Raw genomic sequence first — 16,372 nt, 5'->3', positions numbered from 1 at the left:
CTTCACCGAAGCCATCCGCCCGCAACCAGCGTGAGCACCCCGACGCCGACGCACACCAGGCCCGTGACCTGCCACTTCACGATGCACACCACTCAATGAGCTTGGTGGTCACGCGGGTTGACATACCGTCGGGGCGAGAAGGCGACCGAGGACTCGAAGGCGACCGCGGGCGGGGCCTGGTCCAGCCGGTCGATCCCCGGCAACGGGCGGCAACCGGAGCAACCGGGCAGCGCGGGCACGTGCAGCGTCCGGGTGAGCCACTCCCCGTCGGCGGTCCTGGCCAGCCGGGTGATGTCCTGGAGCGAGGCGGCGACCGCTGCGCGAGACCAGGGCGATCACCTCGCCGACGACCGGCGCGGCCAGCAGCAGGGCTCGCGGGCCGCCGGGGGTGCCGGCCGCCTCGTCGGGGTCCCGCTGAGCCAGGTAACAGGCGGTGCAGCCCGTGAAGTCGGGGGAGACGAACGGGCCCACCTGCACCTGCTGTTCGCCGGCCGCCGCCAACAGCAGCGGTACGCCCGCGGCCTGGCAGGCCCGGTCCAGCGCTGTCACCTGGTCGAGCTGACCGTTCACCGCCGCCGAGGAACCGGGCACGCCGGTCGACCACGACTGGCGGGAGGAGCTGGAGACCACCCGCCCGGCCCGGCTTGCTGTGGCTCGACTGTGCCGTGCCCCGGCGGCCGGGGTCACAAGGATTTCACAAGATCCCTTGCTAGGTTCGCCGCTGATTCGGCACTTGAAAGGGGTAGTTGATGGCGTTCCCCGGGCATTGGACGTTTCCGTGGGCCCTGGCCCTGGCCCTGGCCCTGGCGCTGGCGCTGGCGCTGGGCGCGTCGGGCTGTCAGACAGTCGGCAACGGCCCGAGCGGCGGCACCGGTCCGCTGCCCGCCGTTGCGGTAGCCACAGCGGTTGCCCCGCCCGGGTGCCAGGCCGGGCCCGCGCCTTCGCAGCCGCAGCTCACCGGTGTCCGCACCACGAGCCTGACCGTGCCGGCCCAGCCCTTCGGATTGGTCTACGCCCCTACCGGCCACGTCGCCTTCGCCGTGCTGCAGTCGGCACTGGGGGTGCTGTCCACCGGCAGCGCCACGCCACGGCTCGTGCGGACGATCCCGCTTCCGGCCGCGAGCATGGGCAAGGAAGGCGCCACCGGAATCACGCTCACCCACGACGGAACCGAACTGCTCATCGCCGCGGGCAGCGGGGCGATCGTGGTGGACACGGCCAAGGCAGCGGCCGGCACGCCAGGGGCCGTGCTGGGAACGCTCACCGGCACGGCCGGGACCAGCGCGATCGAGGTCACCGTCTCACCCGACGACCGCTACGCCTTTGTCAGCCAGGAGTACGGCAACGCCCGGACCGGCCACCGCGGCGACATCGAGGTCTTCGACCTGCGCACGGCGGTTCGTACCGGGTTCGGCCAGGCCGCGCAGATCGGCAGTCTCACGCTGGGCGACGCCGTGGTCGGCACCGCCCCTTCCCCCGACGGGCGCCGACTGTACGCGACCAGCGAAGTCGACCCGAGCACGCCGGCGGGCACCAGGCACGGCGAAATCAGCGTCATCGATCTTCCCACCCTGGAGTCCACGCCGGGCAAGGCCCTGCTGGGCAGCGTCGCCGCCGGGTGCGAGCCGGTACGGGTCCTCCCCGCACCGGACGGGCACACCGTGTGGGTCACCGCACGGGGAAGCAACGCCCTGCTCGCCTTCGACGCCGACAGGCTCACCACCGACCCCGGGCACGCCCTGCTGACCTCCGTCCAGGTGGGCACCGCCCCGGTCGGCCTGGTCCTCGTCCAGGGCAGCGCCCGCATCATTACTGCGGACTCCGACCGGTTCCACACCGCGGGCGCCACGACCGGCCTGACCGTGGTGGACACCCGGGCCGCGCTCGCCGGCAAACCGGCCGCCCTCGGGCGTATCCCGACCGGCGCCTTCCCCCGCGAGTTCGCCCTCAGCCCCGACGCGACGACCCTGCTCGTCTCGGACCACGATTCTGACCAGATCCAGGCGATCGACACCGCCACACTGCCGTGAGGCGGGTCGGCCGAGTCGACGTCCGAGCTGTGGACGCCGTGTGCTTCGCGGTCCCGAAGCCGTCGGTCACTGACATCGTCCAGGCTGTCGGGAGGGCGCTGCGCCAGTCCTACCGCGAGGGCAAGGTGTCCTGGGTCATCATCCCGGTCTACCTGCCGACACCGGAGGTCGGTGACGACACGGCGGCCGCCGACCCGGCCGAGGTCCATGACGCCGGCGAGGCGGTGAAGGCGGAGACCGACGCCGAGATCGAGGCGTCCAGCCTCCGCACGATCTGGCGGGTCCTGCGCGCCCTGGTCGCGCATGACGCCCAGGTGGTCGGCCGGATCACCGAGCCGCGCGGCAAGCGGTCCCAGGGCGCCCAGCACTCCACCGGCGGCCAAGCCGGCCGAGTGAGGCCGGGGAGGGCGAGCAGCAGCAGCCGGCGGCGGTGGAGTCGCCGATCGAGTGGCTGCGGATCAACGCCCGCCGGCACGCGGCGCGGACCACCCAGACGGTGAAGCTGCGGGCGTTCAACCCGCTCGCCGCGCTGTGCCTGCGGCGCACCCGGCCGGCGTCACCTGGCCGGAGAACCTCGCAGTCGTGGCGGCACTGCACATCACGGCCGTGGTGACGGGCGCGGCGATGGCACGCACGCACGCCCGTTCGCATCGCCGCCGAGTAGCCGTTGTCCGCTCGCCCGACGACGTGCCCAGCGGGTCCTTGCGCGGGCGCGGAACACGCAGATGGCTCCGTTGTCCCGCGTGACGGGCGACGTGTGGGGTCTGTTCGCTGCTCCGCCGCGCGGACCCCGCCCGTGCCGGTGTGGAGGCCTGCTGCAGGGATTCGGTCTGCGTCGCGTCGGCTGCGGGACGGATCGCGATGGCGGCCGTGTGTCCGCAAGTCGGTTGGGGCGTGGGGTTGTTCGAATGCCTCCGGTCCTGATCCGTCAGGGTCTACGCTGATCGTTGACAGGGAAGTGTCAGTAGCGATGGGGGATGTGTGCCGGTGAGTGTGGGCGGGGATCTGGATGTGCGCCGGGCGGCTCTGACGATCGCGCAGGAGGTGGAGGAGCTGGACCGCGCCGCGTTGCGCGGGCTGGGTCCGGAGGCCTTCGACGTCCAGTACGAGGCCCGCGCCGCGCTGATCGACCATGTCCGCCGCATCTGGGACTCCTTGAAGGCGCGGGGGGTGAACCCGGCGGTACGCCCCGAGTACCAGCCGCTGGCCGCGCTCCAGGACATCCTCACCGCCCTCGGCGACCATGCCGCCCACACCGACCGCCCCGGCGACTGACCCGCCACGGGCCGCTCTGAAGCAGATCCAGGCCAGGCTGGAGCCCTCTCGCCGATGGCGGCCGGCCGGCGCTTCCCCGCGAGCGTCTGCTCGCTGACCCTGGCCGCGACCGGACGCGCCCGCCGCACGGTGACGCTGACACGACCCGACCCCCGCACCACGAACTCCGGGGGCGGCGCCGACCCGCACCTCGACACCAACTCCTGGCGGCCCCGCCGCCACTACCCATCGGTCCGCTGCTGCTCCTCGTCCCTGTCGTCGTCGGGGCTGCCGTTGGCGAGTCGGTCGCGGTGGGGCAGCCGGCCCGCGTCGTTGCCGTCGTACTCTCGGCTCTCGTTGGCGGCCGGAATCGCCGTGGCCGCGCTTGTGTGGCGCCGGAGGAGCGCGAGCGCCTGACCCAAGGTGCGAGGCGTTCGTCGGGTGCCCGATTCTCACGCCAGTACCGGAAGACAGTCCCGCGACGACACCTCCAGCCGCCCGGCGGCGACAAGGCACGAGTCCGCGGCAGGCCCCTTGGCAGCGCAGGGGTGCCGCGCCGTGGTGCGGCTGCATGGACCTGCCGGTCAGGAGGTGAACGCGCGCTCCCGGCAGACCGGCCGTCCCTTGCTGTCCTGCCCGGCGATCTGGCTGCGGTGACGGACCATGAAGCAGCTCACGCGGGTGAACTCGTCCTGCTGCATGGGCAGGACCCGGACGGACAGTTCCTCGTCGGAGATCTCCGCGCCGGGCAGTTCGATGCCTTCGGCGGTCTCGGGCTCGTCGATGTCCACGGTGCCGGCCGACTTGTTGCTGCGGCGGTTCTTCAGTTCTTCGATGCTGTCGTCGTCGGTGTCGTCGGTGTTCTTGCGGGGGCGTCGTAGTCGGTGGCCAAGGTGGTGCCTCTCGTCCGGTGGGTGCGGTGCGGGTCGGTGCACAGCCTGCCCTGTCCGCGGCGCGCGCGGGCCCGCGACATGAACCCGTTGCGCTTTCGGATGACGCCCACCGACAGGTCCACCCCGCCCGGCCGCCGCTGAGGCCGGCGGCGGCGCGGCACGGGGGCACGCGCCCGCGCACCAGGTCTGCAGGCGGGCGCCGTACGAGCGCTGCGGGCCCGCCGCCGTGCTCGACGCCCTCCAGCCGGTCCTGACGCCCGCCAGCGGTCGCAGACCCGGCCGCAATATCGGGCGGGCGGCAAACGTCACGGCCAATCCGACCCTCACACCACCGGACCACCGGACGTCACGAACGCCTTCCCCACCGCTCCACGGGGGATAGACACCCCAGCCCCGCCCAACCACCGCTGGTCCTCCCGGCCAACGGCAGGACCGGCGCCACCGGACACGGCGTCACCAACGCCCCAGCCGAACCCGAGGAGACAAACGTGACGCTGCGCCAGGGCATCCGGAAACGACAGAGGCGGGGATGCGCGAGAGCGGTGGTGGCGGCGTGCACTGCGGTGCTCATGCTGGCACTGGCGCCCGGGAGTGTGGTGTGGGCCGCCACGACCGCTCCGGTCTTCGCCCCCCACGTCGACTACCCCACCGGGGGCTTTCCGATCTCGGTCGCGGTGGGTGACTTCAAGGGCGACGGCCACCTCGGCATCGTCGCGGCCAACCTGGACTCCAACACGGTGTCGGTGCTGCTGGGCCGCGGTGACGGCACCTTCGCCCCCAAGACCGACTACCCGGCGGGCAGCGCCCCGTACGCGGTCGCGGTGGGCGATTTCAACGGCGATGGCCACCTCGACCTCGCCGTGGCCGATTCCGTCAGCAGCGGCACGGTGTCGGTGCTGCTGGGCCGCGGTGACGGTACGTTCGCTCCCAAGGTCAGCTACCCCGCCGGCATCGACCCGAGGTCCCTCGTGGTGGGCGACTTCAACGGCGACGGCCACCTGGACCTCGCGGTGACCAACCAGTCCGGCGTGTCGGTGCTGCTGGGCAACGGTGACGGCACCTTCGCACCCAAGACCGACTACCCCACCGGCCACCAGCCCTACTCGATGGCGGCAGCCGACCTCAACGGCGACGGCCACCTCGACCTCGCCGTAGGCGACAACGGCGGCCTGACGGTGCTGCTGGGCAACGGAGACGGCACCTTCGTCCCCCCGACCGACTACCCGACTGGCGGTCTCCCCTTCTCGATGGCAGCGGGCGACCTCAACGGCGACGGCCGCCCCGACCTCGTCCTCGGCGACGGCAACTCGGTCTCGGTGCTGCTCAACCAGGGCGGTGTGTCCCCGGTCCCGGCGCTGACCATCACGAAGGCGGCCGCTGAGACGAGCTTCCAGGCACCCGGCGAGACGGTCCACTACACCTTCACCGTGACCAACACCGGCGCCGTGGCGCTGGCCCAGGTCGCCGTCGTCGACGACGGTTCCGGCACGTCGGCGGTCAGCTGCCCGGTGACCACCCTCGCCGCCGGTGCGAGCACCACCTGCACCGCCACCCACACCACCACCATCGCGGACGTGGCCGCGGGTCACGTCACCGACACCGCGACGGCGTCCGGCAGCACACCCTCCGGACAGGTGATCACCGCCACCAGCAACACCGTCACGGTGCCACGGGCCGCCATCGGGGTCGTCAAGGCCGCCCAGGAGGCCTCGTTCTCCACCGCCGGACAGGCACTGCACTACACCTACACCGTGACCAACACCGGCGCGGTGGCGCTGGCCCAGGTCGGTGTCGTGGACCACGGTCCCGGTACGCCGGCGGTCAGCTGCCCGGTGACCGCCCTCACCCCCGGTGCGAGCACCACCTGCACCGCCGGCTACACCGTCACCGCCACCGACGTCACCACCCAGTCGGTCACCGACACCGCCACCGCCACGGCCACCACGCCCGGCGGGACCACCGTCACCGCCACCAGCAACACCCTCACCATCCCCATCGCCACCACCGTCCCCGCCGCCAGCAACACCCTCATCATCGCCATCGCCGTTCCCGCCTGCACTCCCTGCCAGAACGGCCACTGCAACGCCGGCCACCCTGGACAGCCCCGGCCCCCGGCCTACCACTCTGGTGACGGCATGCCCCCAGCGCACGCCACCCACCACGGCCCGGGATTCCTCGCCGACACCGGAACCCGGACCACCGTCCCCGTACTCGTCAGCGCCGCCCTCCTGGGCCTGGGCGCACTCCTGCTCCGCCACGCCGCACGCAAGCGCCGGGCACACGTCACCCAGCAGGAGGACCCAGCGAACAGCTGAACAACACCGAGCACAGTCGGCCAACCCCGCGGCGGCCCACGACCGGGCAGCGCATGCCGCCGAAGACCAGGCCACGACACCGGCCCGGGGACTGGCGGCGCTGACGTACCTCCAGTCAGCGCGCAGACCAGATCGGACAGGTGATCTCGTGGCGGGCGAGGATGACCACGGCGCCACCGTCCAGGACCTGCCGAGCGCGCGTGACCGCACAGCAGCCCACGGGTGCTGCCTGCATCACCTGCCAGGCGATGGTGCCGGTGTCGTCCCTGTCCGGTAGTGCGGTGTGCGGCCAGGCGGGCTCCGCAAGTAGCCGCACCGGCAGGGACGGCGCGGGCCGACGGCCGACCTGCTCGACGGGTACCCCGAGAGCTCGGGCGCGGGCATGGAGGCGGCGGCGGTCGCGTCGTTCGGACATGCAGGCACCCTGCCCTCTCACACCCCGTCCACGCCAGCACGCGCCCGCGACACGCCGCCCGCCAACCCGCCGCACGGCGACCCGGTGACCACCCCGGGCCCGAGATCAGCCGCCGGGGCAGACGAGGGCGAGGGCGGCGACCGCCGCGAGGCTGCCGAGCTTGGTGAGAACGCGTCGCATGAACATCTCCGTCTGTGGGGGCCGCGATCGGCACGACCCCCCATGGCGTTGGGTAGTCAATCAACTACCCAGCGAAACTGGAGCGTATGCAAAACATTCCACCCCGAGGTCCGGGGCGGTGGTTCAGAACGTCTTGGGGGAGTGCTGACGGGAGGTGCAGATTCTGTGCGTCAGTTCTGACGAATCGCCTGGTCGGTTTGCTGCCGACCGGGACAGGCAGCATCCCCACTTCGCCGGGAGAGGCTGCCAGGCCGGCCTCTGAGCGGGCGGGACGGACGACGGCGGTCCCGCGCCTGTGGCGGGCCGGTGAGGGTGGGCGCCTGGTGGGGCCGACCGCAGCGGCTGGCAGGCGGCCCTGGGGACGCGCCCACCAGCGCTGCGCCGGATGGTCGGGGTGCCTGCTGCCCGGTGCGGCGGGATCACTCGTTGTGCAACACCTGCGCGATGGTGAGCCGGGCTGCGGACCTTGCCGGGATGAGCGCGCCGAGGATGGCGATCACCAGGCCCGCGAAGGCGAGGAGGGCGAGCAGGGGCGCGTGCCAGACGTGCAGCATCGAGGCCGGCAGGTCGATTCCCGCAGCGCGGACCATGGCGGGCACCACCAGGCGGTGGGCGAGGACGCCGAGGGGGAGGCCGATCAGGCCGCCGACCGCGCCGAGGGCGGCCATCGAGGTCACCATCATCACCGTGACCTGCCGGGGTGTCATCCCGATGGACTTGAGCATGCCCAGGTTGCGGCGGCGCTCGTGGGTGGTGAGGACGACGGTGTTGAAGACGCCGAGCGCGGCGACCGCGGCCAGCATCAGCGTGAACAGCGTCGCGAAGCTGACGATGGTCAGCGTCGCCTGGTTCAGCTCGTTCGCGTGCTTGGCGGGGTACAGACCGGGACCGGACGCCTTCTGGAATGCGGTCACGAAGGCGTCGGCGTCGGCCCCCGGGGCGAGCTGGACCATATAGTGCGAGGCCCGCTGGCCCGGTGCGAGTTCCATCAGGGTGTCCCAGTTGGAGAGCACCCCGTCGGGGTCGTAGGCCATCAGCTGGCCGACGATGGTCACCGGGACCTCCTTGGCCCCCAGGTCCAGACGGACCTGGTCTCCCACCGCCAGGCCACGCTGTCGCAGGAATGCCCCCGAGACGACGAGCTGGCCCGGTCCGTCGAGCCAGTGCCCCTTGACCATGGTGTAGTTCAGGCTGGCGGAGTCCCCACGCAGGAACTGCCCGTTGAGACCCTGCGTGGATCCGGTGAACTTGACGTTCTGCCAGGCGTCGGCGGTGACGCGGACGGCGCCCAGGGAACGCAGCAGCGCCTGCGTGTCGGTGTCGCTCAGCGTCGGTGCGGGCCGGTCGGGACGGTGCCCGCCGACGGTCACCTCGACCTGGTAGGCGCCGTTGAGCTCCTCCGCGTTCCCGTAGGCGGTCATCGTGCTGGTCAGGCCGCTGGCGAGGGCCACGGCGGCGACGCCGAGCACGATGGCCGCCATGGTCAGCACGGTGCGCGCCGGGCGGGCGAAGGGCAGCCCCAGACCCAGGCTGACCGAGCGCGGCAGCCGGGTCGCGCCGAGCCGACGCTGGACGCCCAGCGCGCGCCCCACGCGAGGGGCGCCGCCCGCGCTGATCGCCTCGGCCGCGGACAGCCGGTGGGCCCGCATGGCGGGGCCGAGCGCGGCGAGCGCGACCACCGCGGGCATCCCCAGCAGTGCGACGACGTCCACCCAGAGGCTGACACTCACGCTCTCCACCCCAAGCCCCTGGAACACGCCGAACAGCAAGGGCCGGGCCAACACGTTGCCGAGGACGATGCCGATCAGACAGCCGACGACCGCGGGGACGGAGATCATCAGGACGTAGACCGCGGCCACCTGGTTCGGCGTGAAGCCCAGCGCCTTCAGGACGCCGATGTGTCGGAAGCCCGAGACCACCGCGCCGCTGACCACGTTGGCGACGATCAGCACGGCCACCACCAGCCCGAGGACGCCGAACGTCATCAGGAACGGGACGTAGGCGTCGGTCTGGCCGGCGACGGCCTTCTTCAGGGCGAGGTAGGACTGCGATCCGGTCAGCGCGTCCGACGGAAGGCCCGCCGTGGCGGTGGCCAGGCCGGCACTGATGGACTGGTCCGTCCCGGGGTCGGCGAAGCGGTAGAGCATCTGGACGCTCTGCGGATGCAGGCCCGCAAGCTGGTCCGGGGTCACCCACGCGCCGGCCGACTGGCTCACGCTGGAGGCGAAGCCGACGACCCTGAGCTTCGACCCGCCGGGCAGCGGGACCATGAACTCGGGCGGGAAGGACGCGCCGCGGCCGGACGGACGGCTGTTCAGGACGATCTCGCCGGGGCCGGTGGGCCAACGGCCTGCCCACAGATTCAGGTGGTCCACCGGGCTGTCCGAACCGGACCGGCCCACCACCGTCAACGGGCCGGCAGCGATGCCCGGCGTCCCATCGGGGACAACAACGACGGCCTCGCCGAACGGGCCCGCTGCCGCCCTCACCCCCTGGCGGTGCGCCGTCTGCGCCAACCGCACGTCCGACACCTTGGAGCTGTCGAAGGTGGCCACCACATGGGCACCGCTCTGCTGGGAGAACGCGTCGTCGAAGGGAGCCGCAGCCGCCGCCAACAACGCGAGGGCGATCGTGATCGTCGCGGTGGAGAGCAGGACGACGACGCCGATGATCGTCGTCTGCAGCTTCCGGCGCCTCACGGCCGCCCGTGAGGCACGCCAGACCGCGCTCATGCAGCACGCTCCAACGTGCTCTCCCGTACCACCCGGCCGTCGGCGAACTCGATCAACCGGCTCGCGCACCGCCGCGCCAAGCGCGGGTCGTGCGTGACCATCAGCAGGGTCTGGCCCATCTGGTTGAGGTCGATCAGCAGGTCCATCACCTGCTCGCCGGACCTGCTGTCCAGAGCGCCGGTCGGCTCGTCGGCCAGCAGCAGGACCGGCCGGTTCATCAGGGCGCGGGCCACGGCGACCCGTTGACGCTGGCCGCCACTGAGCGTGGCCGGGTAGCTGTCGCGCTGCTCGGCCACACCGAGCTCGTCGAGCAGTTCCAGGGCGCGCTTGCGGGCCTGCGAGGTCGGGGCTCCGGTCAGCTGCGCGGCGAGCGCGACGTTGTCCAGGGCGGGCAGGTCGTCGACCAGGTTGAAGAACTGGAAGATCATCCCGATCCGCCGCCGGCGGAAGAGCGCCAGCCCGGTCTCGTTCAGTTCTCCCAGATCCTCGCCGTGGACGGTGACCGTCCCGGAGGTCGGCCGGTCCAGCCCCGCGATCATGTTCAGGAGCGTGGACTTGCCGCAGCCCGAGGGCCCCATCACCGCGACGGCCTCTCCCGCGCGAATCCCGAGTGAGACGCCGTTCAGAGCCACCGGGTCGCCGTACGACTTGTGCACACCATCGAGGCGCACGATCGCCTGGTCGGAACTGTAATCAGAGGTCATGCCAGCAAGCTAGAAGGCGGACGCCGCCGAGTCGTCCGTCCCCGGATGTAGGTTCTCGTGGGCGTCGTACTGGGGATGTACGGCACCGTCCCCCGGCGACGCCGGACACAGATGCCGACGGGGGCCGGCTCCTGGCCAATGGTCGACCTGGCTGCCCGGTGGATCCGGCCGGATGGCGGTGCGGCGTGGGCTCCTAACGGAAGTTCAGCCACCAGCCCATGAGGGCTGCTCCCGCCGTGCTGCAGGCTCCGTCCAGCAGTCACTGTGCTGCGGTGAACCCAAGCCTTCGGCCAACGGCCCTCCCCAGCGGCTGCACACTCCGCCGCAGTTTCGCAGGGGGCCGCTACCTCGTACCTCTTCTCGCGGTTGATGGCATACTCCTTCGTTGGCCTTGACCTCTACGCAGACGACTCCCTGTTCCCGCAGGGGCCGTCGCCGTTTGGGCGACGGCCCACGCCGTCGTGCCCCCGTGTGAAGTTGCACTTCGTTGTCGTGGGGTGTTGCAGTGGTTTGTCGTGTGGTGATCGGGCTTGATGCCTGGTCAGGGTGGTGGCCGCCGGTACGACGTCATCGTGGCGCGGTTTCCGGGCGTCACACAGGTGACGTTGGCGCTGGTCAGCGGGATGCAGTTTCCTAAGCGACGACAGGTGTCCGTCGTGTACCAGAAGATCCCTGTCGCCTCAGTGGATGGACGCGGGCTTCCGGCGCCATCGTGGTGCGGTTTCTGTCTTCCTGGGCGGGTAGGAGGGCTCGGCCTGCCGGGCTCGGCCGCACCGGGCGGCTGCTCCCGTCCGCGCTCATGGGCGTCCCCCTCGCCGCCTTGGTGCCTCGACGGCAGTCTCCCCGTCCTTCCGCGCCGACCACAGCACCTACGCCGAAGCGGCCGCAGCGAACACCGCCCCCTGACCGGCACCACGCCGCAGCCGACCCGCCCCCGTCAGCCACGCCCTCCACCCGGCGCCCGGCCCCGACCTGTCCGCCCGACTGGCTGGCCGACATGGACCAGGTGCGGCATCTCCTACGGATCCTGCCCTCCCTCCCTCCCTCCGGCCGCCTACCCCTCCGCCTTCATCCGCTGCGCCCAGACTGCGCCGGAGCAGAGCCGCGAACTGTCCGACGCCTGATGCGCCCTGACGGTGTGCGGAACCGACCCGCACACCGATCGTTGAGTGGGCGAGCGCCCCCCCAGGACGCGGCACGGCACCGCTGCGCACACCTGCCCGGACGCACCCCCCCAGGGTCCGGGCTCGCGCGGCGGAGCCGCTTCGGGGCGGTCGGCCTGGCACAGCACCGGCCGCCCTACACCTCGTCCGCAACCACCCGCTGGTGGTTCAGCCCTTGCCGACCACACCCACGACAAGACGGAGCGGGCGCTGCGCGAAGCCGCGAGGAAGGCGGCAGTACCGAGCGACTCGGCGGCCCGGGAAATGGAAGTCTGATGCTGCGCATTCTGATATCCACCGACTGGTAGCAGAGAAGAAGAACGCCGGATGCCGAAGAAGCCATTCAAGCCGGCAGGCGCTCCGAGCTGACGTACCACCACACGGCCACGGCCCCGTCGCCCAGGAACTGTAGCCGGACATGACACCGCCACCCCCCTCTTCCGGTGCGCTGGAGCAGGCAGTCGCTCAGGGTAGTTGAAGTTCCTCTGGGAGTCCGGCCGGGGAAGGTCCCAGCTTGAGCTTCTGCCTGCACGAAGTTATCCGCTCGGCCGCCCAGCTCCGGAGAGCCTCGGCGTCGTCGGCCATATCGCGAAGCTGCAGCGAGGTCTGGTGAGCCTGGACCCTCCAGGGGATGTCAGTGCCGGAGAACTGCTGGGTCGCCCGGGCGAGTCGGTCGCGGGCCGTATCAGCGTCGCCGACAAGCCCGGCGGCGACGCCGGCGTGGTAGTTGTCCCAAGCGTTTCCGCGCTGGGCGGAATGAGCCGCCAGGTACTTGGCGGTACTCGTCGGGCTGGTGAACAGCCCGCGATACTCCACCGTCCGGCTCGCGGCCAACCGCGCCATGTCCATCGCGAGAGACGCGAACTGGGCCTCATCCTTGTACGACTCATGACCGGCCTCCCGGCCGCCGACGTGGAATGCCAAGTAGTCCGCGTCGTCCCACAGCCACATCGCACCAACACTCAGATACGTGCCCTGACCCCAGCTCGACGGCTGGAACTCGACCACTCCGAGCCACCAGCCCTGGTCATCGAGCCAGGTCCGCGACCGCCCCCGCTGCTGAAGGCCAAGCGGGCGGAGAACCTCGCGGGCTGCCGCGGTGACCAGACGCGATGAAGGCGAGTTGGGTGCCATACCGAGCATCCTCCACTGCGGTACTGACACCATCGGGTGCGGTAAATGCCGTCTACCGGCTCTCGGGAAACGATCACCTGCTTCTCGGGAAACGATCTCCACTCAGTGTCCTGCAGTCCTGGTCAGCCGCACTCGTGAACACCCCGAGGTAGGCCAGCGCGCCGCCGCGGCCGTACTCGTGGTTGACGCGCATCGCCTGGGCCCGGCCCGGGGCCAGGGTCGGATGACAGCGGCAGCGGGCCTGGACGGAGGTCTTCTCGTCGCTGGAGAGGACGTACTCGTCCTCGCCCAGCGCGACGCCCTCGAACGTGTGGGCGTAGAGGTCCAGGACACGCTGGGCCTTGGCGCGGAAGTTGGGGTCGCGGATGAAGATCCAGGACCGGTACTGCCAGGGCTTGAGCGCGTCCTGTCGCAGCCAGCGGCGCACGGTGGACGCCGAGACGCTCTCGGTGACGCCGCGCGCGGTCAGCTCGGCGGCCAGCTCCGGGCAGGACCAGCGCGACAGCGGCACGCCGCTCTCGGCGGGTAACTGGCAGGCCAGCGCCTTGGCCTCGGCGACCTGCACGGGGGTGAAACGGGGACGCCCGGAGCGCCTGCGGTCGGCCAGGGCCGGCAGCCCGCCGTCGGCGAACCGGCCGCGCCAGGAACGAACCGTGTCCAGGTGCAGGCCCGTCTCGCGGGCGATCCGCGCGTTGGAGCGCCCCCGCGCCGCGTGCAGGACGACCTGCGCGCGCACCCGCAGCCGGTACTCGGTCTTGTGGCCGTAGGCCATCTTCTTCAACCGCTCGCGCTCGGCAGCGGTCGCAACTATCGGGCAGGCCGGGGCAACGGGGATGGCAGGCGGGCCGATCGGGAGAAGTGGATCAGGACGGGTCGCACCCTGCCGTAATCGGATGTTCCTCGTCCAGGTGTGGGAGGCCGTCGGCGCGGCGGCCTCGGCCGCGTCGAGTCGGCTCGCCGCCGCGGTCCGGTTTACCGCCCACTCGTTGGCGTCGCAGCCGAGGTCGCTGTGATCAGCGGAGCGACGCCAGTACGGCAGCGGCTATGAACAACTCCGAAGACGAAACTCGGATCCGAGTAGTAGGATCCGAGTTACTGCGATCCCAAGCCTGACTGTGGAGTGAGATGACCGCCAAACGACCCGCCAACCCCTTGGCTCTCGCCGTGTTGGGCTTGCTGCTGGAGCAGCCCATGCACCCCCACGCCATAGCGACCGCACTTCGGGAGCGGCAGATGGACCTGGCCTTCAAACTGACAACCGGGTCGCTGTACGACACGGTGCGGGCCCTGGCCCGAGACGGCTGGATTGAGGCGACCGACACCGAGCAGGTGGGCGGCCGCCCGACGCGCACCGTCTATCGGCACACCCGCGAGGGGCAGCGGTGCTTCACCGAGTGGCTGGACGAAATCATCCGCGAGCCGTCCCGGGAGTACCCCAAGTTCCTGTCCGCCGTCAGCTACCTGGGCGTACTGGGACAGCAGCGGGCGGCGCAGGCGCTGCGTGAACGGGCGGCGGCCTTGAAGGCCCGGATCTCAGAAGGCGAGCAGGCGTATCGGGCCGCCAGGGAGAAGCACAAGGCGCCACGGCTGTTTGTGATCGAGGCGGAGTACGCCCAAGCGATGCTGCAAGCGGAGCTGCAATGGGTACTGTGCACAGCCGAGGAGATCGAGCAGGGCACCCTGGAATGGCCTAGGGGCTCCCACAATGCCTGACACAACTGTGCCCGCGACAGAACGGGCTGACCAGCACTCACCCAACGCGCAGATATCCACCGGCCCGCCGACCGCCTTGCAATCCCCGATACCGGCGCCGCCGACAGACACATCGGACGGCGACGCAGACGTCCTGGTGGTGGGAGCCGGGCCCGCCGGGTTGATGCTGGCCTGCGAGTTGGGGCTGGGCAAGGTGCGCACCGTGGTGCTCGAGCGGCACCCCGCCCCGCCCGGCTTCTGCCGTGGCTTCAACCTCAACGCCCGCAGCCTGGAGCTGCTCGACCGCCGCGGCCTCGCTGATCGCTTCCTCGCCGAGGGCCCCACCGTGCCGACCACCGCGTTCGCCGGAGCGGCCCAGCTCGACCTGGCCGCCATGCGCACCGAACACCCCTACGTACTGGGGATCGCGCAGACCAGAGTGGAGGAGATCCTCGCCGAGCGAGCCATGGAACTGGGCGTGCGCATCCTGCGCGGTCACCGACTGACCGGACTGCACCAGGACGACAGCGGGGTGCGCGCTGAGGTCGACTCCCCGGACGGGCGGATACTGCTGCGCGCAGGCTGGCTGGCCGGCTGCGACGGCGGCCGCAGTACGGTGCGCAAGCTGGCCCAAATCGGCTTCCCCGGCACGCCCGCACGCCGCTTCACCCTGCTCGGGGACGTGGTCCTGGCAGACCCGCAGGCGATCCCGTTCGGGGTGACGGCCGGCGCGAACGGCACGGTGTTCGCCATCCCCCGGCCCGGCTATGTGCGGCTGATCACCCACGACCCTCAGCCGCCGGACAACCGGGACGAGCCGGTGACACTTCCCGCCTTCCAGGACACGCTGGACCGGGCCTTGGGGCGGCATGTGGAGATAGCCGAAGCCCACTGGCTCACCCGGTTCGGGGACGCGGTCAGGCTGGCCGAACAACTGCGACACGGCCGGGTGCTGCTGGCAGGCGACGCCGCGCACATCCACCCCCCGGCCGGCGCCATCGGCGTCAACGCGGCCATCGACGACGCGATGAACCTCGGCTGGAAGCTCGGCCTGGTGGCGCGCGGACAAGCCCCCGACAGCCTTCTGAACACCTACCACACCGAGCGGCATGCGGCCGGCGCCAGGCTGCTGCGCAACACCCAGGCGCAGACGCTGATTGCCGTGGAGGGCGAACGGCTGGCACCGGTGCGCGACCTGCTCGCCGAACTGGCGCAGGCCGAAGAGACTGCCGGATACCTTGCCGAGGCGATCACCGGCGTCGGCACCCGCTACCCGGTTCACCACGGCTCCGGCCATCCCTGGGAAGGGAGGATGGTGCCGGACGTCCCGCTGAAACGAGACAGGCTGCTGCCACTGCTGGCCCTCACAGGTGGCGGAGCGCTGCTGGTGGACGAGAGCACAGGAGCGGACTCGCTGCAGGAGGCGGCAAGGCCGTGGGCGGACCGGGTGACAGTGGTGTCGGCGCGGCCTGACAGCCTGCCAGGTACGCCCGCGATACTCGTCCGCCCGGACGGCCACGCCGCCTGGGCAGGAACACCCTCGGCACCCCACCGCACCACCACCCGGCAATTGCGCGGAGCCCTGAACTACTGGTTCGGGCCCCCGACAAAAGTGACGGGGCCGGAAACGTCCGCTACCTAACGCTGTCTTGGCTCTTCGGGCAGGCCAAGAGAGCGAACTCCCACCTCGGCGTCCGCTCGGGTCCGCGCGGCCCAGCAGTCCCGCCCACGGGTCAACCCCAGAAGGACTTCCGGAGCCGACCACTAAGACCGACCGGCAAATGGATCACTTGAGGCGTCGGGTGGTGGGCCGGCCGTCCCAGCGGTAGCGGCTTGTCGAGCGTCGGATGAGCATGCGGA

The 16,372-nt window shown here is 71.2% G+C and carries 11 protein-coding genes and 1 pseudogene; 6 read left to right on the top strand and 6 right to left on the bottom strand.

The features are described 5' to 3' along the window. Nucleotides 1-749 precede the first annotated feature (749 nt). The 3 genes from P3T29_RS31490 (at nt 750) to P3T29_RS31480 (ending at nt 3,305) form a co-directional block, all read left to right on the top strand. Nucleotides 750-2,030: a YncE family protein gene (locus P3T29_RS31490; protein WP_280720095.1), complete on the top strand. Its 1,281-nt coding sequence runs from the start codon at nt 750-752 to the stop codon at nt 2,028-2,030. Nucleotides 2,031-2,059: 29 nt separating this feature from the next. Next, entirely contained in the window at nt 2,060-2,530 is a 471-nt protein-coding gene (locus P3T29_RS31485; RefSeq protein WP_280720094.1) for a hypothetical protein, read from the top strand. Between the two features lie 487 nt (nt 2,531-3,017). Next, nucleotides 3,018-3,305, top strand: coding sequence for a hypothetical protein (locus P3T29_RS31480; RefSeq protein ID WP_280720093.1), 288 nt, complete (start codon nt 3,018-3,020; stop codon nt 3,303-3,305). 563 nt (nt 3,306-3,868) lie between these two features. On the opposite strand, the pseudogene P3T29_RS31475 reads toward P3T29_RS31480, so the two are convergent. Next, a pseudogene (locus P3T29_RS31475) lies at nt 3,869-4,176 on the bottom strand (DUF4193 domain-containing protein). Between the two features lie 570 nt (nt 4,177-4,746). Here P3T29_RS31475 and P3T29_RS31470 point away from each other — a divergent pair. After that, the gene (locus P3T29_RS31470) at nt 4,747-6,492 is read left to right on the top strand and encodes an FG-GAP-like repeat-containing protein (RefSeq protein ID WP_280720092.1); all 1,746 of its coding nucleotides are present in this window, start codon (nt 4,747-4,749) and stop codon (nt 6,490-6,492) included. 115 nt (nt 6,493-6,607) lie between these two features. Here P3T29_RS31470 and P3T29_RS31465 read toward each other — a convergent pair whose 3' ends face one another. The 5 genes from P3T29_RS31465 to P3T29_RS31445 form a co-directional block, all read right to left on the bottom strand. Further along, the gene (locus P3T29_RS31465) at nt 6,608-6,907 is read right to left on the bottom strand and encodes a hypothetical protein (RefSeq protein ID WP_280720091.1); all 300 of its coding nucleotides are present in this window, start codon (nt 6,905-6,907) and stop codon (nt 6,608-6,610) included. Between the two features lie 599 nt (nt 6,908-7,506). Continuing rightward, nucleotides 7,507-9,819 (bottom strand): FtsX-like permease family protein, encoded by a 2,313-nt coding sequence (locus P3T29_RS31460; RefSeq protein WP_280720090.1) that lies wholly within the window; start codon nt 9,817-9,819, stop codon nt 7,507-7,509. Then, nucleotides 9,816-10,523, bottom strand: coding sequence for an ABC transporter ATP-binding protein (locus tag P3T29_RS31455; RefSeq protein WP_280720089.1), 708 nt, complete (start codon nt 10,521-10,523; stop codon nt 9,816-9,818). The genes P3T29_RS31460 and P3T29_RS31455 overlap by 4 nt, the downstream gene beginning before the upstream one ends. Nucleotides 10,524-12,151: 1,628 nt before the next feature. After that, nucleotides 12,152-12,820 (bottom strand): hypothetical protein, encoded by a 669-nt coding sequence (locus P3T29_RS31450; protein ID WP_280720088.1) that lies wholly within the window; start codon nt 12,818-12,820, stop codon nt 12,152-12,154. A gap of 73 nt (nt 12,821-12,893) precedes the next feature. Next, nucleotides 12,894-13,592: an IS630 family transposase gene (locus tag P3T29_RS31445; RefSeq protein WP_280720096.1), complete on the bottom strand. Its 699-nt coding sequence runs from the start codon at nt 13,590-13,592 to the stop codon at nt 12,894-12,896. A gap of 353 nt (nt 13,593-13,945) precedes the next feature. Between P3T29_RS31445 and P3T29_RS31440 the strand changes: the two genes are divergently transcribed. Next, on the top strand, nt 13,946-14,533 hold the full coding sequence (locus tag P3T29_RS31440; protein WP_280720087.1) for a PadR family transcriptional regulator: 588 nt from the start codon (nt 13,946-13,948) through the stop codon (nt 14,531-14,533). Continuing rightward, nucleotides 14,526-16,154 (top strand): FAD-dependent monooxygenase, encoded by a 1,629-nt coding sequence (locus P3T29_RS31435; protein ID WP_280720086.1) that lies wholly within the window; start codon nt 14,526-14,528, stop codon nt 16,152-16,154. Before P3T29_RS31440 ends, P3T29_RS31435 begins: the two co-directional genes overlap by 8 nt. The last annotated feature ends 218 nt before the right edge of the window (nt 16,155-16,372 follow it).

Origin of the sequence: Kitasatospora sp. MAP5-34, assembly GCF_029894335.1 — a bacterium.
Classification (GTDB): Bacteria; Actinomycetota; Actinomycetes; order Streptomycetales; family Streptomycetaceae; genus Kitasatospora.
This window is presented reverse-complemented; position numbering and strand designations above follow the sequence as displayed.